This window comes from Candidatus Tisiphia endosymbiont of Temnostethus pusillus (genome assembly GCF_964264675.1).
Lineage (GTDB): Bacteria > Pseudomonadota > Alphaproteobacteria > Rickettsiales > Rickettsiaceae > Tisiphia.
Genome location: NZ_OZ183472.1, coordinates 1,381,807 through 1,404,500 on the forward strand (window position 1 = coordinate 1,381,807; position 22,694 = coordinate 1,404,500).

Annotated in this window: 19 protein-coding genes and 1 other RNA gene; 8 read left to right on the forward strand and 12 right to left on the reverse strand. The window is 33.8% G+C overall.

What is annotated here, in order from left to right:
• Positions 1 to 20 precede the first annotated feature (20 nt).
• From rnpB to gyrA, 3 genes are all read left to right on the forward strand, one after another.
• Positions 21 to 435: RNase P RNA component class A (gene rnpB, locus ACFEL2_RS06265), an RNA gene on the forward strand.
• 132 nt (positions 436 to 567) lie between these two features.
• On the forward strand, positions 568 to 1,839 hold the full coding sequence (locus ACFEL2_RS06270) for a hypothetical protein (RefSeq protein WP_375331799.1): 1,272 nt from the start codon (positions 568 to 570) through the stop codon (positions 1,837 to 1,839).
• 101 nt (positions 1,840 to 1,940) lie between these two features.
• Entirely contained in the window at positions 1,941 to 4,631 is a 2,691-nt protein-coding gene (gene gyrA / locus ACFEL2_RS06275; protein WP_375331800.1) for a DNA topoisomerase (ATP-hydrolyzing) subunit A, read from the forward strand.
• Between the two features lie 35 nt (positions 4,632 to 4,666).
• Here the strand turns inward: gyrA and ACFEL2_RS06280 are convergent, their stop codons facing one another.
• Both ACFEL2_RS06280 and ACFEL2_RS06285 read right to left on the reverse strand, forming a co-directional pair.
• On the reverse strand, positions 4,667 to 6,442 hold the full coding sequence (locus ACFEL2_RS06280; protein ID WP_375331801.1) for an autotransporter domain-containing protein: 1,776 nt from the start codon (positions 6,440 to 6,442) through the stop codon (positions 4,667 to 4,669).
• The gene (locus tag ACFEL2_RS06285) at positions 6,429 to 6,845 is read right to left on the reverse strand and encodes a hypothetical protein (protein WP_375331802.1); all 417 of its coding nucleotides are present in this window, start codon (positions 6,843 to 6,845) and stop codon (positions 6,429 to 6,431) included. Before ACFEL2_RS06285 ends, ACFEL2_RS06280 begins: the two co-directional genes overlap by 14 nt.
• Positions 6,846 to 7,161: 316 nt before the next feature.
• On the opposite strand from ACFEL2_RS06285, the gene queA reads away from it, so the two are divergent.
• Positions 7,162 to 8,205, forward strand: coding sequence for a tRNA preQ1(34) S-adenosylmethionine ribosyltransferase-isomerase QueA (queA, locus tag ACFEL2_RS06290; protein WP_375331803.1), 1,044 nt, complete (start codon positions 7,162 to 7,164; stop codon positions 8,203 to 8,205).
• Between the two features lie 37 nt (positions 8,206 to 8,242).
• Here the strand turns inward: queA and rsmD are convergent, their stop codons facing one another.
• From rsmD to ACFEL2_RS06310, 4 genes are all read right to left on the reverse strand, one after another.
• Entirely contained in the window at positions 8,243 to 8,812 is a 570-nt protein-coding gene (gene rsmD / locus ACFEL2_RS06295; protein ID WP_341751841.1) for a 16S rRNA (guanine(966)-N(2))-methyltransferase RsmD, read from the reverse strand.
• Complete coding sequence (locus ACFEL2_RS06300) at positions 8,809 to 9,507, reverse strand: pseudouridine synthase (protein WP_341751840.1); 699 nt, start codon at positions 9,505 to 9,507, stop codon at positions 8,809 to 8,811. Before ACFEL2_RS06300 ends, rsmD begins: the two co-directional genes overlap by 4 nt.
• A gap of 130 nt (positions 9,508 to 9,637) precedes the next feature.
• The gene (locus ACFEL2_RS06305) at positions 9,638 to 9,988 is read right to left on the reverse strand and encodes a hypothetical protein (RefSeq protein WP_375331804.1); all 351 of its coding nucleotides are present in this window, start codon (positions 9,986 to 9,988) and stop codon (positions 9,638 to 9,640) included.
• A 423-nt stretch (positions 9,989 to 10,411) separates the two neighbouring features.
• Positions 10,412 to 10,762: a 4'-phosphopantetheinyl transferase family protein gene (locus ACFEL2_RS06310; RefSeq protein WP_375332395.1), complete on the reverse strand. Its 351-nt coding sequence runs from the start codon at positions 10,760 to 10,762 to the stop codon at positions 10,412 to 10,414.
• 317 nt (positions 10,763 to 11,079) lie between these two features.
• On the opposite strand from ACFEL2_RS06310, the gene ACFEL2_RS06315 reads away from it, so the two are divergent.
• The gene (locus ACFEL2_RS06315; protein ID WP_375331805.1) at positions 11,080 to 11,229 is read left to right on the forward strand and encodes a hypothetical protein; all 150 of its coding nucleotides are present in this window, start codon (positions 11,080 to 11,082) and stop codon (positions 11,227 to 11,229) included.
• 18 nt (positions 11,230 to 11,247) lie between these two features.
• Positions 11,248 to 11,619: a GNAT family N-acetyltransferase gene (locus ACFEL2_RS06320; protein WP_375331806.1), complete on the forward strand. Its 372-nt coding sequence runs from the start codon at positions 11,248 to 11,250 to the stop codon at positions 11,617 to 11,619.
• A gap of 82 nt (positions 11,620 to 11,701) precedes the next feature.
• Here ACFEL2_RS06320 and ACFEL2_RS06325 read toward each other — a convergent pair whose 3' ends face one another.
• From ACFEL2_RS06325 to ACFEL2_RS06335, 3 genes are all read right to left on the reverse strand, one after another.
• On the reverse strand, positions 11,702 to 12,052 hold the full coding sequence (locus ACFEL2_RS06325) for a type II toxin-antitoxin system PemK/MazF family toxin (RefSeq protein ID WP_375331807.1): 351 nt from the start codon (positions 12,050 to 12,052) through the stop codon (positions 11,702 to 11,704).
• On the reverse strand, positions 12,046 to 12,282 hold the full coding sequence (locus ACFEL2_RS06330) for an AbrB/MazE/SpoVT family DNA-binding domain-containing protein (RefSeq protein WP_375331808.1): 237 nt from the start codon (positions 12,280 to 12,282) through the stop codon (positions 12,046 to 12,048). Before ACFEL2_RS06330 ends, ACFEL2_RS06325 begins: the two co-directional genes overlap by 7 nt.
• Positions 12,283 to 12,345: 63 nt before the next feature.
• The gene (locus ACFEL2_RS06335; RefSeq protein ID WP_375331809.1) at positions 12,346 to 13,206 is read right to left on the reverse strand and encodes a DUF1189 family protein; all 861 of its coding nucleotides are present in this window, start codon (positions 13,204 to 13,206) and stop codon (positions 12,346 to 12,348) included.
• A 105-nt stretch (positions 13,207 to 13,311) separates the two neighbouring features.
• Between ACFEL2_RS06335 and tkt the strand changes: the two genes are divergently transcribed.
• Complete coding sequence (tkt, locus tag ACFEL2_RS06340) at positions 13,312 to 15,321, forward strand: transketolase (protein ID WP_375331810.1); 2,010 nt, start codon at positions 13,312 to 13,314, stop codon at positions 15,319 to 15,321.
• Positions 15,322 to 15,497: 176 nt separating this feature from the next.
• On the opposite strand, the gene ACFEL2_RS06345 is transcribed toward tkt, so the two are convergent.
• The 3 genes from ACFEL2_RS06345 to ACFEL2_RS06355 form a co-directional block, all read right to left on the reverse strand.
• A complete protein-coding gene (locus tag ACFEL2_RS06345; protein WP_375331811.1) occupies positions 15,498 to 17,468 on the reverse strand; it encodes a hypothetical protein in 1,971 nt (656 codons plus the stop codon).
• Positions 17,469 to 17,621: 153 nt separating this feature from the next.
• The gene (gene glyA / locus ACFEL2_RS06350) at positions 17,622 to 18,884 is read right to left on the reverse strand and encodes a serine hydroxymethyltransferase (protein ID WP_375331812.1); all 1,263 of its coding nucleotides are present in this window, start codon (positions 18,882 to 18,884) and stop codon (positions 17,622 to 17,624) included.
• A gap of 244 nt (positions 18,885 to 19,128) precedes the next feature.
• Positions 19,129 to 19,668: an invasion associated locus B family protein gene (locus ACFEL2_RS06355; protein WP_341751834.1), complete on the reverse strand. Its 540-nt coding sequence runs from the start codon at positions 19,666 to 19,668 to the stop codon at positions 19,129 to 19,131.
• A gap of 439 nt (positions 19,669 to 20,107) precedes the next feature.
• On the opposite strand from ACFEL2_RS06355, the gene clpB reads away from it, so the two are divergent.
• Positions 20,108 to 22,684, forward strand: coding sequence for an ATP-dependent chaperone ClpB (gene clpB, locus ACFEL2_RS06360; RefSeq protein WP_375331813.1), 2,577 nt, complete (start codon positions 20,108 to 20,110; stop codon positions 22,682 to 22,684).
• Positions 22,685 to 22,694 lie beyond the last annotated feature (10 nt).

Consider the following 22,694-nt stretch of genomic DNA (forward strand, 5'->3'; position numbering starts at 1 on the left):
TTATATTAAAACATAATCATCTCGATGGTCGTGCAGTTGCGTAAAAATCTATACTAGAATTTACGAGGAAAGTCCGGACTCTACAGAGATATGGTGCTGGTTAACGTCCAGCGGAAGAGTAATCTTTTAGGGAAAGTGCCGCAGAAAATATACCGCCAAAATTTGTTATCAAGGTTTGTTATCAAATTTTGGTAAGGGTGAAATGGTGTGGTAAGAGCGCACCGGTAGGTTGGTAACAAGCTACGCATGGTAAACCCCACCAAGAGCAAGATCAAATAGGCATTACAGAACTTACCTGTTCCTAGGCATCTCTGACTAGAAGTAATGTGGGTGGATCGCTTGAGATAAATGGTAATATTTATCCTAGATAAATAACTGCAGTAGATAATAGAAATATTATTTATACAAAATCCGGCTTATAGACCATCATATTTGAAACCTCAGTTTTGGATTAAAATTTTTAATTTTAATCCAAAACTGGCTGGAATATCAGAATAAATTGTGAACATGAATTGCTGTACAGAGTTTTTGCGTAAATATTACCCTGTCATTTTGTGTTTATTCTTAATGTCTTTACATTTTGCCTCTGCCTATCCTGGGGGTATGTCGTTTGATAGTTTTGATCAATATGGGCAGAGTATCAATAAAAACTATTTTTCACATCACCCACCGTTAATGTCAATGGTATGGTCCTTGTTTCATTATATTTACCAAGGTCCGCAGACGATGCTCTTGCTTAATTTAGGACTGTTGTGGGGTGGAGTATTGCTGCTTTTCTATGCTGATTCACAGAATAAATACAGATGGCTTTACTTATTAATACCATTTCTACCTAATATATTATCCCAATCTGGAACAATTTGGAAAGATGTAGCTTTTACCTTTGGTAGTTTCTTTGTAGTAGCTACTTGTATTTTTCATACTTACCGTCAAAACCCTGCCCCTCTTTGGGTGATTACAGGATTACTATTAATTGTTTTTTATGTTGTTGGTGTTAAATTTCAAGCACAATTTATAGCTCCAATTTTGATTTTGTTTGTATTGTCAATTTATCTTAAAACTAGCTTGTTAATAAGAATAATACTAACCTGCATAATTTCGCTATTAATAATATATGGTAATGCTAAACTTACTAAGCATTTTTCCACTGAAAGTCATGCAGAGCAATTACGTCAATTATTTGATATTGCTGGAGTAAGTGTTGCTATCAATAATGATGATTTAGTGCCAAAATATGTTAAAGAAGACCAAGATTTATATAGTTTTGAGAAGCTTAAAAAAAGCTATACTCCTTACATGGTTAATCTATTAGTTTTTGGTGATACTAGGATTTATAACTCTACAGTAGACCCTATAAAGTTGCGAGAAATGGAGGCTTCTTATATAAAGGCTGTGTTTACTCATCCACTAGCTTTTTTACAACATCGGGCAAATGCTTTTACTATTTTAATGAAAGGTGTAGGGTATTCTCGGGAAGAATTATTTATTGATTATAACGAAGCTCAAAAACATGGAATTCATTTTAAAAAAAATCATTTAAAAGACTGGATGGTAAAGTATATAGGATTATGGCCAAAGATTTTAACAAAGAATATTGTTAGCCTTATACTAACATTTGTGTATTTAATATCTATTCTAACAAATAAACAATCTAATAGTCCCGAGAAAGTTATTTTGGCATATATCGTAGCAATATCTATTGTTTTTTCAATAATACTATTTTTTGCTACCATGGCATGTGATTACCGTTATTATTATGTTATAAGAATTTTAACATTATTTAGCCTGCCGATTTATCTGAAATTTCGAAATAACTCTATTATTACTAAATCTTGCTAAAAACCATAATCTACTTGAAAAAAATAGCTTTTCCAGCTAGTCTATAGGTTATTCAACAATAGCTTTTTCCTTAGTAATACTTAATAATGTAGGTTCTAACTGTGACTAATTTAGATCGTCAAAACTTAATATCTATTAGCATTGAAGATGAGATGAAAGGCTCTTACTTAGATTATGCTATGAGTGTAATCGTCAGTAGAGCCATTCCAGATGTACGTGATGGTCTGAAGCCAGTGCATCGCAGAATCCTTTATGCAATGTATGAAGCATCTAATTACTTTAACAAACCTTATCGTAAGTCAGCAAGAACTGTCGGTGATGTAATGGGTAAATACCATCCGCATAGTGATGCTGCAATTTATGACTCATTAGTGAGGCTGGCACAGGACTTTTCTTTAAGAGTACTACTCGTTGATGGGCAGGGTAATTTTGGTTCAAGAGATGGTGATGCTGCCGCTGCTATGAGGTATACAGAGTCAAGACTTGCTAAAGTTGCTCATACATTGCTTGAAGATATTGATAAAGAAACCATTGATTTTACGCCAAATTATGATGGTTCTGAAAAAGAACCATTGGTACTACCATCAATGTTTCCCAATCTCTTGGTGAACGGAACTAATGGTATTGCTGTTGGCATGGCTACCAATATTCCACCTCATAATCTTGGAGAAATAATAGATGCTTGTTGCCTATATGTTGATAATAATGATGTAGAAATATTAGAACTTATGTCAGTAGTTAAAGGACCTGACTTTCCTACTGCTGGTATCGTACTTGGTACAAGCGGTATTAGGTCAGCTTATTTAACAGGTAGGGGTAGTATTCTAACTAGAGGACGTAGCGAAATTGAAGAGATTGCTAATAATAGACAGGCTATTATTATTACAGAAATACCATATATGGTTAATAAAGCTAAATTGGTTGAGAAAATTGCCGAACTGGTCAAGGAAAAACGTATTGAAGGTATCAGTGATCTTAGAGATGAATCAAATAAAGATGGTATTCGAGTAGTAATTGAAATAAAGAAAGATGTTGTAGCAGAAGTGGTGCTAAATCAAATATATTCCTATACTCAGCTGCAAACTAGTTTTGGTGTGATTATGTTAGCTCTAAGAGATGGGCTACCAGAAGTTATGAACTTAAAAGAAGTGATAGCTGCTTTTGTCAATTTTAGAGAAATAGTAATAACTCGCAGGACGATATATTTGTTAAATAAGGCTCGTGATAAGGCACATATTTTATTGGGACTAATGATTGCTGTTAGTAGTATTGATGAGGTTATTAGAATAATTAAATCTTCAAATGATCCAGCAAGTGCTAAAGAGCAACTAATGCAAAGAACTTGGGATGCGTCATCTATAATAGATCTAGTAAAACTTGTTGATGATAGAGCAATGATAGCAGATGATGGTAAATGTTATTTTACTGAAACACAAACAAAAGCAATTCTTGAAATGCGATTGCAACGTTTAACTGCTATGGAGAAAAATAAATTAGAAAATGATCTTGCAGAACTAGCTACGGAGATTAGGGGGTATACTGACATTCTAGCATCACGTGAGAAACTTCTAGAGATCCTAAAAAATGAGTTAATTAGAATCAAAGATGAATTCGCTACTCCCCGCCTTACTAGCATTGAATTAGGTGACTTTGATCAAGATATTGAGGATCTTATCCAAAGAGAAGAAATGGTTGTGACCGTGACATTGGGCGGTTATATTAAACGCGTACCTCTTGCTACCTATAGAGCACAGAAACGAGGAGGAAAGGGAAGGGCAGGGCTGTCAATGAGAGACGAAGATATTACCACTCAAATATTTGTTGGCAGTACTCACACACCGATGTTGTTTTTCTCAAATACCGGGCAGGTATACAGCTTAAAATTATATAAACTGCCACTTGGTAATCCTCAGAGTAAAGGAAGACCAATAGTCAACATTTTACCTTTAAAAGAAGGAGAACGTATAAATAATATTATGCCATTGCCTGAAAATCAGGATGAGTGGGATAATTTGAATATTATTTTTGCTACAAGCAAAGGTAACATTAGAAGGAATGATTTATCAGACTTTAAACGTATTCAATCAAATGGTAAAATTGCTATTAGGCTTGATGATAATGACCATTTAATAGATGTTAAAGTTTGTAAGGATGAAGACCATGTTTTACTGGCAACCAAAGCTGGTAAAGCTATAAGATTCCCAGCTAGTTCAGTTAGGGTATTTAAAAGCCGTACTTCTGATGGTGTAAGAGGTATGAGGATTGCTGCTAGTGACTACGTTATTTCTATGACAATATTAAAAGGCATAGCATGTACAATGGAGGAAAGGGAAGCCTATTTATCAATTCCTATAGAAAATAGGTTGTTAATCGCTGATGGCAAGGAATTCACTCCGGAAGAATTTGGTGTACAGTTAAATAAAGAACAGATTTTAGAAATGGCTGTTTCAGAAGAATTTATTCTTACTGTTAGTGAAAATGGTTTTGGAAAAAGAAGTTCTGCATACGAATATAGGATTACTAACCGTGGTGGTAGTGGTATTGTTAATATGGATGTGTCTGACAAAACTGGATTAGTTGTTGGAGTAATGCCGGTTGATATGTCTGATGAGTTGATGTTAATTACTAATAATGGCAAACTAATTAGGTGTAAACTTGAATCTGTACGTATAACTGGTCGTAATACTAGTGGTGTAATATTATTCAAAACCGAACAAGGAGAAAAAGTAGTTTCTACCGCATTGATTGCTGATAGCCCTGAGGAAGAGGTGGATGTGGATATACTCGAATGATAATATATAATCTGAGTTTGGTTTAATAGTTGAGCCTAAAACGATAATTTTAATTTAAGTGAACCTTGATGGCTTGAATATTTATTATTAGACGCTAAATAGTTATATACTGCCATGATTTCTGTTAATCCACGTTTTATAGTGATAGTTCCGCCAATTTTGTAGTTGTATTTAGCAGGTTTTTCAAGTAGCAATATTTCCTCTTTACTGCTTGGACCTGACATGACCTGCATATGAAGCTTTTGCTGCTTATTATGCAAAAACTTTTCGACTTCCATATGCAATCCAGGAATCACTTGGGTAGTATCACTAATCTTCATTGGCATAATTACTTCAAATCCTATAAGCCCCGAAGATCTTCGGCTGTTAGTAGCAGCTACCGATAGACTTTGTCTTTCAAAGCTTGCCCCATATCCAGCAATATCCTGCCCCCCATATTTGAGTCCAATATGGGGGATAATTAAAGCTTTACCAACCTTTGATTTGTAAGCAACTACTAGCTTGCTACTATATGAGCTATTAGCAAATTTAGCTTTATCTAGCTGGTTTTGTACTGGTAATTTTGCAGAAACATTACCCGAAGCAAGGGAAAGGAATCCTTGTAATATTAGTTTCTTAGACAAGTTAGTTTGACCATACATAAATATTACGTGGGTGTGGGCAGTAAATTTCTCAGTACTATTCTTGTATTCAAAATTAGAGAGAACATAATTATAAGCTCCTCCAATAATGCTGCCATTAGGTAACTCTAAATCGCCTCCAATAGTTGCAGCACTAGTTCTGCCAGTATAGCTACTTAACAAGCATTTCCCATTATATTTGGTTATACCTATCGTACCACTAACCCACACATTTTTAGGAACAATATCATCTTCATCATCAGCAGCGGGAGGAGAAAGATTGTTTAGATGTCTTAAATCGCTTAATCTTAAATCAATAGATGAGTTTGCGAATTCATGAGACAAGAGAATTATTTCATTCAGTGCTAAGGCAATATTTCTTACTGTTTCTTTTTGTTTTTGTAATAATTCTACCGCTAATGCCACTGTTTCCCTTGCTATCTGTTCAACTTTTTCTTGTGGTACTATAGACTTTACTGGCGGTGCTCCAGCATCTCCATCTCCCCTTGCTGGCGGTGCTCCAACAGCTGCATGCCCCCTTGCTGGAGGTGCTTCAACAGCATCTCCATCTTCCATTACTGGCGGTATTTCAACAGCATCTACATCTTCCATTGCTAGCAGTGCTCCAACAGCTGCTGCATCTTCCATTACTGGCGGTGTTCCAGCATCTCCATCTTCCATTGCTAGCAGCGCTCCAACAGCTGCTGCATCTTCCATTGCTAGCAGCGCTCCAACAGCTGCTGCATCTTCCATTGCTAGCAGCGCTCCAACAGCTGCTGCATCTTCCATTACTGGCGGTACTTCAGCATCTCCATCTTCCATTGCTAGCAGCACTTCAACAGCTCCATCTTCTCCTGCTGGTATTGTTCCAACAGCTGCATCTTCCCTTGCTGGTATTGTTCCAACAGCTCCATCTTCCCTTGCTGGCAGTACTTCAACAGATCCATCTTCCATTGCTAGCAGCACTTCAACAGCTGCTGCATCTTCCATTACTGGCGGCACTTCAGCATCTCCATCTTCCATTGCTAGCAACTCTCCAACAGCTCCATCTTCCCTTGCTGGTATTGTTCCAACAGCTCCATCTTCCCTTGCTGGCAGTACTCCATTATTAGGAAATAAAAGTGTGGCAGGATTATATCCTGATCCAACTCCTTCTAATCCTGCTTGTTGTGGTACATTAGTTACTGGCACTATTGGTTGTTGTCCATCGGTTGTATTCTTTTGCTTTTTTTTTTATTTTTTCTATATTCACATAAGGGTCATCAGGGTCTATCTCATCATAAAATTCAGAGAAAGGAAATTCAACATTCATCTCTTCTAGTTCGAATTCATTTTGCCCTTGTGTTTTTTTACGAAAAAATTTAGCCGCATTAGTTAGGTAAGAATTGGGTCGGTTAACACCCAAATGTTTTTTAAACTGTTCCAATGCTCGTTTTTCATTAATAACCAATGGAGTATTAAAAAGTTCTACAGCCTTATGCCTAGATGAATCACCAGTTCCATATACCGTAACTGGTATAATAATTACAGTCCCTAATGCAGATATTACAAATAGCACCTTTGCTATAAGTATTTTAACCTTAGATAAGCACATATACTGCTCGTAAATGAAGAGTTGGTAGACGATAGTATAACTTCAAGAAGAGCTAGGCAGTAGCAAAGTCGAGCAGCGGAGCGTACATTAGTACGTGAGCAGCTTCGATCGACACGACGACGCCAATTCTTGAAGTTATACCTGAGTATAGAACCTGTTTTAATAGGTTAAAATATAATAATTGGTATAGAATAGTAGAAAAGAAACCTATAATTGTCTAGCTAATATTACAGTAACACAAGGGGTTTGTGAAATAATCATTGACGAGCAGATTATATTAAAACATAATCGCCCCCAAATTTATATAAGAGGTACAATGAAATTATCTGATTTTGATTTTACCTTACCGACTGAGTTAATCGCTCAGAAACCAGAAAAAAAACGAGAGGACTCTAATTTGTTGGCAGTAGCACCAAACAAAGACTTAGTGCAGACCAAGTTTTATGATATAATTGACTATCTATGCCCTGGTGATTTAATGGTATTTAATGATACTAAAGTTATTAAAGCCAAATTGCTATTGAATAAAGATGGAAAAAAGATCGATTTATACCTAAATAAGCCAATAAGTGATAATTATTGGCATGGCTTTGCCAAGCCGTCCAAAAGACTTGATATTGAAGATCAGTTTGATTTTGCTGGTAATAAGATTATTATAAGTAGAAAACTTGGGATGGGACAGGTTGAAGTCACGTTTGTTCTAGATAATATTTCAGTTTTTGAATTTCTAGAGAAATATGGTGAAATCCCGCTACCTCCTTATATAAAGAGGCACGAAAATTTACTAGAGGATAATAATAGATATCAAACAGTCTATAGTAAAAAACCTGGAGCAGTAGCCTCTCCAACTGCAGGGCTACATTTTTCTGATGAATTACTTGCATTAATTAAAGCAAAAAATATTGAAACTGCTTTTATTACTTTGCATGTTGGAGCAGGGACGTTCCTACCAGTTAAAACTGAAGATATTGATCAACATCAAATGCATTCAGAATATTATCATATAGATAAAAAAACCGCAAATATGATTAATAAGGCAAAAAAAGAAAATAGACGGATAATAGCCGTGGGAACTACCAGCTTACGAGCATTAGAAGGTAACGCCATTGCCAATTCTCTTAATGGACAAATAACAAGTGGTGAATTTGAAACAGACATTTTTATTAGACCGGGGTTTAAATTTCAAATTGTTGATATGTTAGTTACCAATTTCCATTTACCAAAATCAACATTATTCATGTTAGTTTGTGCCTTTGCTGGTTATAAGGAAATAACTAATATCTACAAATATGCTATAGATACGAGAATGCGGTTTTTTAGTTATGGTGATGCGATGCTTCTTTATAGAAAGCATTGCTGATTATCTTTACTTTGCTTTTTATTTTCCATAATATATATTATAGAACATTTATGTATTTTAAGATAAGCAATTTACTATCACCATATATTTTTTCTTTAATGACTTCCAAAGAGTTATCAGTAAAATCTTCATTTTTGGCAGATTCAACTACAATAATAGTTCCTTCTTTTAACCATTGACCTTTTTTCAAAGCATTTACTGTTTTTGGGACAAGATTATGACCGTATGGTGGATCAATAAAAATTAGATCAAAGCTGTTTTTACATTTTGGCAAAGCTGTAGCATTGATATTTAGGAAAGTCATGTTATCCATTTCACCTATTTTACTAGCAAATTCCTTTGCTACCCGCAAATAATCGCTATTTATATCAACTAATGTAACTGCCCCAGCACCTCTAGAACAGCTTTCAAAAGCTAAGCTGCCAGTACCGGCAAATAAATCGAGGACTTTAGACTCCTGGGTAAATAACCTACAATCAATGAATTCTCCTGAAGTTAGTATACTAAAAATCGCCTCTCGGATTTTCCCTGTGGAAGGACGATAGTTAGAGTTTTTTAAGGTAGGTATGATCCGATTTTTATGTTTGCCTGCTATAATTCTAATCATAAAAATTTCTTAAATTGTTCAAGTGGCTGTTCTTTATACTGATTTGGTTGCAAATTACCTAATAAAAAATCTCCATAGCTAATTCTAATTAACCGGTTAACAGTCAAGCCAAAATGTTCAAATATCTTCCTAATTTCACGATTTTTTCCTTCAGTCAAAACTACTTCAAACCAACAATTAGTTCTGCCTGATTTTATTAATTTAATTGATTTAGGATCATAACGTATTTGATCAATTTCTATATTTTTATAATTTTTTAGCAAAAGATTTGGATTACCGTGTGCCCTGACTTTATATACACGTTCGAGTTTACTTGATGGTAGCTCAAACTTCCTTGCTAAGTCACCATTATTGGTAAGTAATAGCAATCCTTCACTATTGATATCTAGTCGCCCAATTGAGATTACTCTAGGCAGGTTCAACTTTGCAAGACTGGCAAATACTGTTTCTCGACCACTTGTATCTTTATGCGAAGTAATGAGTCCAACAGGTTTGTAATATGCCCATAAACGTGGGATCTGTTGTTGATTTATTAGTTTTCCTGATACCTCAATAATACTAGTTTCATCAACATTGGTTGCTGGTGAATCAATAATAACACCATTTACTTTTACTTGATTATTTTTAATAAGCAGTTCTGCATCACGCCTTGAACATATTCCTGCCGTACTAATCGCTTTTGCTAGTCTTTGCATATTATTAGATTTTAATAATAAATTTTTTCATTATTATTCTGAATATAATAAGAATGACAACAAAAAAGATAATAATTAAACATCAATCTATTAATCGCTTTTTCTAACCGTGTAAATTCATGGATAAATATTAAGGCTTACATTTTAAATATTCCTGCCAATTTTTTAAAGGGTTTTGATGATAAACATCTTGAGTTGCTGATATCAATGGTAGAGCTAACACAAAAGTTAGAAATAGTATAATATACGTAAGAAAATCTAAACCACTAGAGAATTTATCCTCCTTAGAATTATTATAATGATTACAAAAATAAAAACTAACCAAACAACTTATAAATAATATATTAAACAATATTATAAAGCTACTCTTCTGCCAAGAAAGTTTGACTCCACTATATTGATAAACAACAACGTTTATTAGGCAAAAAATGAAGATTTGGTAAATCCCAAATAAACAGAGTCTAAATAACAATTTTTCCATGATTTTAATGATGTCCATAGTCAAAAATACTGTGATTCATACTGTGTCCCATTAAATCTGTAGGAACAGAAGAATGGTCATCGCAGTTACCTATAAAGACCTGTAAGTATCACTTATAGTTGGAATGTCGCAGGTAGCGTTAATATTATCTTGAGCTGCATTAATTGCACCATATCCACAATATCCTACAGCTTCAATAGCCAAAGCTCCAGCGCCATTGCAGGTCCAGGAAATAGCTTCTTTCCAACCGCTAGCCTAATGGCTATAATCCCATATAGGATAGTTTTAAGCAATATTCTCAAAGCAACTTTTACTTTTTGAGAGTAAAATTTATATATTTGTTTCATAGCAATGTATAACTACAATAATAGTCTTAATTTTGATAATATAACATTTATGAGTATTTTGTCTAATGTAAGAATTTTAGTTGCTGTGCGGGCTTTCCAATCCATATCCGACTTCTCTATCCCAAGCTATAATACATAGGGCGAAATTTTCCGAATGTGCAATATTAAAATATAACTTACTGGTATCTTTTTGATTGCTAAAATAGGGTTTGCCGCAATCGTTATAAGTAAACTTTATACAATGCGGCATTATATTTGTATATAAGCTGAGGATTTTACGTACTATTCCTCTCGTGACAACAAAAAATGATTTATTTTCTTTGTGAGTAAAGGCATTGGCACGCTGACGCTCATCATCAGTTAGAATGTTATATAAATTCTCTTCTTGATAAAGATAATTATTTAAATCAATACTCCATATATGTATTTCTTGTTTTTGAAGGTAACAAAATTTTGATTATATTGTTTTTTTACATGAAATTAGTATATATTTCGTATGTTACGTTGGAGTAGCCATAAAAATATAAATCCTAAGGGTCAAAAAAATTGTATACGTGACATTATGTTTATATGGTACTGTGCGTATAATTAATCATTAAAATATTTAGATTTTAAGTAAAATTATAAGGAGGTAGCTCATGAAAATAACTTACAGCAAGGCTGCATCGGGTTTTAAGTGTGTGGTCATGAACATTAATAAATACTATTAATAAGTCATACATTAGCATGAATACTAAGAAAAATATGGAAAATTTTAAGTTAGCATTAGCTCAAAATAACGGTAGCTTTTTTGAGCATGATATTATCTGCAATAATGAGTCAGCAAGATTAAGACCATTAAAAATAGAGGATATGGTCGCTTTTGCTCGATTCACTTCTGATTATGCGGTCTAGAAATATTTTGCTATCAAAATGCACCAATTACAAGATATGAACGACTACATTGATGACGCTGTACAACAAAGAAAGCTGAGATTGCGATATCATTTTGCTATCGAAGATCAGAAAACAGGTGAGATTGTTGGATCAACCGCTTTTGGAAATTATTCTCCCAAAGATAGCAGGATAGAAATAGGGTGGAGTTGGGTAGAAACATCGTTCCAAGGCAGTGGTATTAATACAAATTCAAAGTTTCTTTTGTTAAATTTTGCGTTTAATTACTTGAATATGGAAAGAGTGGAGTTTAAAATAGATGCACTCAATGTAAGGGCTAGAGGTACACTTATTAAAATTGGAGCAACGGAAGAAGGCGTATTACGAAGTCACACCCTCATGCTAGATTAGAGACGCCGAGATACAGTATACTATAGTATACTTAAAGAGGAGTGGGAGACAAAAATATTGTCAAAAAAATTTTCTGATTGTTCTAGTGATGTTCAAATTTTAATAGGATCCTGTAATTCAGTGTGTAATGAGGACAACGACGGGTAAATAATCCTTTTTTCATACTCGTTACTGTATACTGATAACTATAATTCCCTGAACGTACTTGATCGCATAATACTGCTCCCTTTATTTGTTCAAAGTTTATTATCACTTCAAAAGGATAGCCCTTAACTTGACTAGTGATAGGTACAAATAGAGCAAGACCACTCTTAAGGTTATATTTATAAGGAGTAAGAACTACCGCTGGTCGTGTTTTTTGAATCTCTTTGCCTTTTTGAGGTTCAAAATTAAGCCAAACTACATCACCTCTTTCAGGTATGAATGTTACCACGATTCATTGCCTACAGCAATGTCATCATTTAACATTTCATGATGACAGTTAGAATCTGTAATATTATCCAATAATATATCTAATTCTGGTGTTTCTGTACTGATAATCAAATAGTTATCAGCTATTGTTAAATTAACAAATGTACCTTGTTGAAAATGTAACTTATCAGCTAGATGTTTAGGAATTCTGATCCCCAAACTATTTCCCCATTTTTGAATTTGAGTTTGCATAATATCATTAATATTGTTACTGTATAAACAAAGCCTAGAACGTTAACGTTTAGCCCCCCTTCCCTATTTACTTCGTATTTGTAACATCCCCAAAAAGAGTAAAAAATAGGCAAACATCTGTATAAAAAATAGTATGCCACTCAATGCTGGTAAAAATATAACGATAATAGGTTGTAATAAAATGGGCACTCCACTTGAAAATAATACTATCCTAGTGCATGTTTGCCAAGAGGATTTAGGACCAAAATAATTAGTTAACAGATATACTAATATGATAATAAAGCTTTTTTCGAATAAAATTGTTACAAAGCGAAAGACTATCATTATCGGCATTAAAATGTAAATAAATACCTTCGGTGCTTGTGTAAGAATCCTAGAAAAATGCTTTTTAATGACTTCTTCAGTTAGAATTTTTTGATCAGAAGTAAATAATTTAGAATATCCAATACTAAATGCACTCTTTTTTTTATCAGTTATTTCAATCGTAGTAAGGGTTATATTATTGCTACTAAAGAGGATAGGAACTTTAATTTTCTCGCTATAAGGTAGTTGATTCTTTGAGTCTATAACAGCAATTTTATTACCATTTTCATCGAGTAAATATATAGCTTCATCTTGATCAACTAAAATTTTACTACCATCATAATAGATTTCCGGTAACTGTTTTAATATATATTCAATAGTTGTGGTGCTTTTTGTAGAGCGGTTCTCAGTAAAATAATCCGTCAAAGCCAACAAATAATTAAATATAAAAAGACAGAAAATCAATGATGATATAAAAGATACAGTAAATATGTATTTAATTCCATACCCTGTATATGATCTATAAACATCTTGGTAAAAATTTATTGAACTGATTGATAACCGTAATTGATGAAATAAAGTAGTAAACCACGAGAAAACGGATAATAGTTTTGTTGTCATAATATCTATTTTGATGTAGATTCATAAAAAATTTTTATCAATATATTCCAATTCTTAAAACTAGAAAAGTATATATCTTTTAACATAAAAGCGATATTTATCATAATGAAGTTTAATAAAATACCAAAATATTCAGAAGAATATTGTAAACTAAGTGACTGTATTAGAGTTTTAGCAAGTGATAGCATAGAACATGCCAAGTCAGGCCATCCAGGTATGGTACTTGGCATGGCAGATGTGATGACAGTTTTAGTGTTTGATTTTCTTAAATTCAATCCTAATGATCCAACTTGGTTTGACCGTGATCGCCTAGTTCTATCAGCTGGGCATGGATCTATGTTACTTTATAGTTTTTATTATTTAACAAATTATAAAAATTTTCACTTAGAAGATTTAAAACAATTTCGCAAATTACATTCAAAAACTCCTGGACATCCAGAATATGGAGCATATGAAGCTATTGAAGCTACTACAGGACCTTTAGGTCAGGGATTTGCCACTTCAGTGGGTATGGCTATTGGTCAAAAAAAATATCAACAAAAATTGGGCAAAAATCTTAGTGATCATAAAATTTACTGTATAATTGGAGATGGATGCCTAATGGAAGGTATAAGCTACGAGGCTGCTTCTTTAGCTGGACATTTATGCCTTAATAACCTAATAGTTTTATTTGATGATAATAAAATTTCCATCGATGGCTCTACCAACCTTACCGTATCTGAAGACCATTTGCTTAAATTTACTGCCATGGGTTGGATTACTGAATCTATTGATGGACATGATTTTGAGCAAATTAATGCCAGCTTAACTAGGGCAAAAAATTCTGATAAACCCTACTTCATTGCTTGTCGTACTTTAATTGCCAAAGGTTCTATTAACAAGGTAAATTCAAATGCAGCCCATGGTTCGCCCCTTGGCAAAGATGAAGTTAAATTGCTAAAAGAAAATTTAGGTTTTAAGGATGAAGAATTTGACCTACCAAAAGAATTAAAAGATATATGGGGCATGGCTTGGCTAAGAAATCAAGTGAGTTATAATAATTGGCAGGAAAACTTTGTTGATATAAGTCAAGAACAAAAAATGTATTTTGCTAGACCTAATATCGATTGTTCTTTTCTTGACAATATCCCTATCCCGGTAAAAGATGAAGCAACCCGTAGTTCATCCGGTAGAATTGTAGAAGAATTAAGCAAACTATCTGAAAAAATTATTTTTGGGTCAGCTGATTTATCATCATCCAATAATATCAAAAATAATCATAGTAAAGTAATCAGTAAAGATGATTTTAGCGGCAACTACATCCATTATGGTGTTCGCGAAAATGCTATGGGAGCTATCATGAATGGACTGTCATTATCAGGATTTTTGCCTGTAGGTGCTACTTTTCTAGCCTTTTCTGATTATATGAAGCCAAGTATGCGACTTTCTGCTATTATGCAGCAACAAGTAATCTATATAATGACTCATGATTCAATCGGCGTAGGAGAAGACGGCCCTACTCACCAACCAGTTGAGCATCTAGCGTCCTTTCGAAGCTTACCAAATATGATGGTATTACGCCCTGCAGACTATATAGAAACAGCCGAGTCCTGGCGAATTGCACTATCTAATAAACAAGGTCCTTCTATTCTTGCTTTAACAAGACAAGCTGTCTCTCAAATTATTAAGATTCAAAATAAGGAAAATCAAATAGTTAGCCACATTAGTTCACAAAATTTATACTCTAAAGGTGGGTATATATTGTCAGGAAATAGTCAAGAAAAAGTAGATGTTGCTATCTTTGCTACAGGTTCTGAATTATCAATTGCCTTAGAGGTAAAAGATATACTAAGTAAAAATGGATTTAGTGTAAATGTTATTTCAATATTATGTTTTGAGTTATTTTTTAAACAGCCTCGTAGTTATACCCAAAATATCCTGTCCAATGCCAAATTGAAAGTTGCTATAGAAGCTGCAAGTAGCTTTGGCTGGCATCGAATCATTGGAGAAAACGGACTGTTTTTTGGAGTCGACCAATTTGGTCTATCTGCTCCCTCTACTGATTTATACTCATATTTTGGGCTTACTGCCTCAAATATCCTAGAAAAGATTATGGCAAAAATTAAGGGGATGTAAAAAAGGCATCATTGCAAGTAGGCGAAAGCAACTAAGCAATCCTTAAAAAGGATTAGAAATGGATTGCTTAGTCACTACTATAAACCTCAGTTTTGGATTAATTTCATTAATCCGAAATTGAGATTATAAAGCAGTTCCTCATAATGACGTTGAGATCGATTATTAAGAATTACAGCCTATTCAAAATCTATTATACTACCATACTCTCCCAGTAAGCTTTTGTATGCTGCAATGGGATCATCAAAATATTTAGAGCCTGTCTCTGACAGTTTCAAAGCATCTAACATATCCTCAACTACTACCTTAACTTGCTGTTCTTGCAATTTTGTTGCTTGTTCTTCTTGTTGATGTTTCATATCCACAATAAATTGTTTGTCTTGTTTAGTTAATTGCTCGGTATTATGTTGACTAGCAAAATCTTGCATCTTTTTGGTTTGTCGTAGTGCATTAATCATAATTTGGTATTCTGTCGCTAAAGGGTTACGCTCAGCATATTCAGGTAGATAGTCTCTAATATTCTCCAAAAATAATTTATTAATTTCAGCAAATACTTTTTGTTGTTCATGTGTGGTTTTGTTAAAATCCATATCCATCTCACACGCTATAAATTCTAAAAGCTCCTTGGATAGTCCTTTTTTTTCACATGTTACTATTAACTTATCAACAATGTGTTGCATAAAGTCTCCAATATTATTCTCAGTAATCTCCTCTTTTGTCTCAGCCTCCCGTAATGCAAAGTTATTTATAAATTGAGAACTAACCTTTGCTAAAGTATGGATTACTTGAGTTAAGGTTCCTTGATTACAAGCAGAGTCATTAGGACCATACGTTGTCGCAGCCATATATAATTGCATAGCCAACTCCGACATTTTATTTACCTTCCATACCTCTTCTACAGAACAGTTGTTTAAATCTTGAAACAAGTCTTTTATTTGCTGCTGAGTAGCATTACAGTTAATAAGTAAATTATGGCATGCCTCTTGACTTTTAAGCTCTTCTATTGTTAGTTCATCTTTATTAAGTAGTTGTTTAATTTTAGTTAGAGTACTTAAAATTTTTGACTCATCTGTCTCTATAGTTAAATATTTAGATATAGAGCTAACATATAATTCTTGTATTTCTTGCTCATTAGGATAATTACTATCAATGAATAGCTTAACAGCTCCTATTGCTCTAGGTAATTGTAGATTCTTCCCATGCAGGTAATCATAACAATAATTATAATTAGCATAAGTTCCGTCATATTTACCATCAACATTAATTTTTACATAAAGATTCTTTAAGATATCGACTGCTTTTGCTATTATTGCTCGCATAGCTTGCTTGTTATCTTGTAGATAATTTAGTTTATGATCTTCTGGTATTTTATAAAAAATATCCTTTTTCCTATCTTCAGGTAAATTGGACAACAGAAATGGTGTATATTCTGCTTTGCTTGTAATATTTGACAAGTTTTCTATTGTTGTTATAGTTTGCACTGCAGCTTGATCTAATTGTTTATCAGAAGCTTTCAATTGTTCTAACATATCCTTGATGTAGGAGTTTGTTGCTCTTACTACTGTACTGTTATGTACAGATTGAGTATCATGAATAATATCTTGTAGATCATGATAATGATTAGCAGGTAATTCACGCGGAATGTATCCATGAGCAAATAACAATTTTTGAATATCCGGTCTATCCATATAATAGTTAGCAATAGTCCGTCCTTGAATAGCTCCATTAATTGAAAACGAATAGGTCTCATCGGTATGTTTAAGTAAATATTCAATTATACTGTCATGACTATGACCTGCTACTACCATGCTTGTAAACCATTCATCTTTTGCTTTTTGGTCTAAATTAGAGGTCTTTTGACTGTTAATGCGTTTAATAAACATAAATAAGTAATTCCAGGCTGTGTCATTACATTCAACCTCAATAGGTCTTCCGTTAAGCTTAATATTCTCTGCAAAACTTTTAAATGCCTCATTGGTGATATTATGCTGTTTATTTGCTAAATCAACATACCAAACTCGATCATTATACTTAAGGACTTCACCTAATTTTTTAACTTCTTCATCTTTTATATCATATTCCCTTAAGTCAAGAAGACCGCTACTAAGCGTATTATTTTTTATTTTTTCTAATAATTCTTTAAAAGTCATAATTTTTACCTTTTTAAACCCGTTATAAACGGATAATAGTAACTTTCTATAGCTTGTCAAGAAGATTATAAAAATTATTGCATAACACTTTCAGTTTCTGATTAAACTGTTTTAATTACAGGTGAAGAATTCATTAGATTGTTAACTTCTAGTTTAAACATAAATCGGGAAATTATCTACTAACTTTTTAACTTGCTTGCGAGTTTCTTGCTCACAATCACTGTTATCTTGCGTAGCTTTCAACCCATCTAATACGTTGCAAATCATCTCGCCAACTTCTACAAATTCTTTTTCTTTAAATCCTCTAGTGGTGCATGCTGGAGTACCAAGCCTAATACCAGAAGTAATGAACGGTGAAGTTGTATCAAATGGTATAGCATTTTTATTACAGGTTATGCCGGCTCTTTCAAGCGAATCTGCGGCCATCTTACCAGTTATACCATATTTTCGTAGGTCCACTAATACTATATGATTATCAGTACCATTAGTTAAAATATCATAACCTCTTACCATCAAACTGTTAGCAAGAGCTTTTGCATTACTCATAACCTGTTTTATATAAAGATGATAATCTGGTGTTAAGGCTTCCAAAAAGCCTACTGCTTTTGCTGCAACAATATGCATTAACGGTCCACCTTGCAGCCCAGGAAATAAAGCAGAATTTATCTTTTTACCCAATTCCTCATCGTTTGAAAGAATAATACCACCACGTGGGCCACGCAGAGTTTTATGAGTAGTAGAAGTCACGACATGAGCATAAGGCAAAGGACTTGGATGCTCACCTACCGCAACTAATCCAGCAATATGGGCAATATCCGCTAGCAAATATGCTCCTACTCTATCAGCAATCTCCCTAAATTTAGCAAAATCTAATTGACGTGAATAAGCAGAATAACCAGCTATAATCAATTTAGGTTTATGCTGCATTGCTAATTGCTCTATTTGCTGATAATCAATGAGATACGTTTCTTTATTTACCGAATAAAACACAGAGTTAAACCATTTACCAGATAAGTTAGGCGGAGCACCATGAGTCAAATGCCCTCCAGTATCTAGTGACATACCAAGTATAGTATCATGTGGCTTTAACAGAGCTAACAATACTGCCTGATTAGCCTGAGAGCCGGAATGAGGCTGAACGTTAGCATAGTTACAATTAAATAGTTTTTTTACTCGTTCTATCGCTAAAAACTCAGCTTTATCAACCTCTTCACAACCATTATAATAGCGTTTTCCAAAATATCCTTCAGCATATTTATTGGTAAGAACTGACCCTTGTGCTTCTAATACTGCCGGACTTACAAAATTTTCAGAAGCAATCAATTCGATAAAATCATGCTGACGCTTTTTTTCACCATTAATAATTTGGTATATTTCATTATCTGTTTCAGATAATTTATTAGGACAAATAGTCATTGAGCTAACCTATAAGAAGTAACTAATTTTTATTCCGAATTGGCTTTAATATAAGGGAAATACATTCTTGAAGCGGTTTTGCGAGTGCATTTTATAAAATTATAGATATGTCTATTAGCGAGCGAACGTACGTGAGCGTGTCAATCCATGAAGCTTGTCATATAGATTGCTTCGCCGACCTACGGTCTTCTCGCTAATAGACGGTGTTTAGGCTAAAACTTTTTCGGTTTAGCTATAACTTAATTTATTTTAACGCTTTCAAGCCTTCTTCAAGACCTTTCGTAGAAAATGGAAAATTTACTTGTTGACCAGCTGAATTCATTATCCCCACGCTAGGATTAGCATCTTTTGATAAAATATCTTTAAGATCTTTATCTGATATTTCAGCAACAGCCTGACAAGAATCTTTTGTACAAGTAACGTACTTACCTGGAGCAACTAATTTTTGGGAACTAATAATTGACGTACCTGGAGCAACAGAAACATCAGCAGGAACTACTTGTATCATTTTTAAACTTCTTGCCTTACCACTACCCAAATAACCTATTTGATACACAGCTAACACTTGTTGTTTACCATCTTTATTAGTAGAGTTAATTGCTTGACTTAAAAAACAGACCTGTTTTTTTTCAGCATCTGTGGTGCAGTTAACTACCCAATCTGAAAATTTTTGCCCCTCTTTAACCGCAGCATCAACTCTACTAGGATTACCCAAAAATAGTCCCAAACCTATTACAGCAAGACCAGCTGTAACAAACAATGATTTTTTAATACAATTTGTCATAATTCTACTTATTTAATTAATTATTTAATATTATTAGTGGACAATGACAGATTCGAACTGCCACCCTTTCGTGAGCAAGGATGTCGTGATTTTGACACCGAATTTCTCTTTTTCAGCCCTTAAAACCTAGTCCTTAATATTTCTTCGCCTACTAGAATTTAAGGACTAGAGGATATCTGAATTTAATATATTTGTCAATCTGTTAAAATAAGTGCTAGTTTAGCATCGTTCTCATGACTCAAACATTTTCTAGTTAAGTTATAGCCCCTTGTATTATTATTAACCATTAATTATATAAAATAATATAAAATACTTAGTGGGGTCAAATATTATGATATATTCTAATCATTAATTCGATAAATGCACTTTTGGAGCGGCTGACACGAGTACATTTTAACAATCAGGTTTGACCTAATTTACAATTTATAAGGTTATTGAAATGGACATGAATAAATTTACTACCCATGCACAATCTGTACTGTCTAATGCCCAGAGCATAGCAGCAAAGAATGATCATCAGCAAATATTGCCATTACATATATTGGCAAGCTTATTAAATGATGATAGCGGTGTTATTGATAATCTCATTAATATTTTAGGCATTAGCCTAGATGATTTAAATAGAGCTTTAACTATAGAATTAAACAAAATCCCAAAAGTACAAATTGAGGGAGGTGGGCAGCTTTACCTATCATCGGAAGCACTAAAATTACTTGATAAAGCATCAGAGCTTGCCAAGAATAATGCTGATAGTTTTGTGACTATTGAGCGAATTTTTGAAGGCTTATCATATGACAAAACCTCTGCTGGTAAAATTTTATCGGATAATTCAATAACTAATAAGAAAATAAATGCAGCAATTTTACAGTTAAGAAAAGGTAAAAAAGCAGATAGCGAATCTTCTGAAAGTAGTTACGATGCCCTAAAAAAATACGGTAGAGATGTAACCGAGCTGGCAGAACTTGGTAAACTTGATCCAATAATTGGCAGAGATGAGGAAATTAGAAGAACAGTGCAAGTTTTGTCGAGAAGAATGAAAAATAACCCCGTACTGATAGGAGAGCCAGGAGTTGGTAAAACAGCCATAATAGAAGGGTTAACCCAAAGAATATTTAGCCAAGATATTCCTGAAACTTTAGCAAATTGTCGTATCATTGAACTTGATATGGGAGCCTTAATTGCTGGAGCTAAATATCGTGGGGAATTTGAAGAACGACTAAAAGCTGTATTAAATGAGATTAAAAACTCTAGTGGGGAAATTATTTTATTTATTGATGAGCTACATCTTTTAGTAGGAACTGGTAAGACAGACGGAGCTATGGATGCATCAAACTTACTAAAACCAATGCTTGCTAGAGGAGAACTCCATTGTATTGGTGCTACCACTTTAGATGAATATCGTAAATATATTGAGAAAGATGCAGCTCTTGCTAGAAGATTTCAACCAGTTTACGTTAGCCAGCCAACAGTAGAAGATACTATTTCAATTCTACGTGGCATTAAGGACAAATATGAATTACATCATGGTGTAAGAATTGCTGATAGTGCTATAGTTGCTGCTAGTACTTTATCTAACAGATATATTACTGATCGTTATTTACCAGATAAAGCTATTGATTTAATTGACGAAGCATGTAGTCGATTAAAAATAGAATTATCTAGTAAACCGGAAGAATTGGATGAACTTGATCGCCGTATTATTCAAATAAAGATTGAACTAGCAGCTCTAAAAAAAGAAAATGATGAACATTCAAAAAAGAAAATTATCCTCTTAACCGATGAATTAGAAAAACTTGAATCTCTTTCTTATGATATGAGTGCTAGCTGGCAAGCTGAAAAATCCAAAATACATATTGAACAAAAATTAAAAGAAGAGCTAGAAAAAGCTAAAGCAGAACTTGAACGAGCAGAAAGAAGTAGCGATCTTGCCCGAGCTAGTGAGCTGAAATATGGTATTATTCCTGATTTAACTAAGAAACTACAACAAGCAATGGAAGGTGGAGATAACAAACTATCAAAAGAAGTCGTATCAGAAAACGATATAGCTATAATCATATCTAGAATTACTGGTATACCGATTGATACAATGCTATCAAGCGAGCGTGAAAAGCTACTAGCGATGGAAGATAAACTGCGTCAATCGGTGATTGGTCAAGATGAAGCTATAAAAGGAATCAGTGATGCTGTACGTCGTTCTCGTGCTGGTTTGCAAGATATTAACAGGCCACTTGGGTCATTTTTATTCTTAGGTCCCACTGGTGTTGGTAAAACCGAACTAACCAAGGCTTTGGCACTTTTTTTATTTGATGATCGTAATGCCATACTCAGAATTGATATGTCTGAATATATGGAAAAACACTCTATATCACGTTTGATTGGAGCTCCTCCAGGGTATGTTGGTTATGAGCAGGGAGGTATCTTAACCGAAGCAGTACGTAGGAGACCTTATCAAGTCATTTTATTTGATGAAGTGGAGAAGGCTCATTCAGATATTTTTAACATCATGCTGCAGATTTTAGATGAAGGACGACTAACCGATAGTCAAGGGATAGTCGTTGATTTTAAAAATACCATTATTGTTCTTACTTCCAACCTTGGAGCTGAAACGCTTATTAATCAACAGCAAGGCGATGACCAAGATAAAATTAAAGAACAAGTAATGGAATATGTACGAGCCGTATTTAAACCAGAATTCCTAAATAGGCTAGATGAGATTATTCTATTCCATAAACTAACTCATGCCAACATCCATGATATTGTTAAAATACAACTAGATAATTTAAGAAAGGTTCTTTTGCAACAAAATATTACATTGCAATTTGATGAATCATCTATAAATTACCTTGCTGATAAGGGCTATGACTCAATGTTTGGTGCTAGACCATTGAAAAGAGTTATTCAACGAGAACTACAGAATCATTTTGCCAAAATGATTCTTTCGAGTAGTATCATGAGCGGTGATACGGTAAACATCAAATCAACTGGTAGTGAACTAGTTATTAATAAAGTAGCCTAAATAGAAAAGA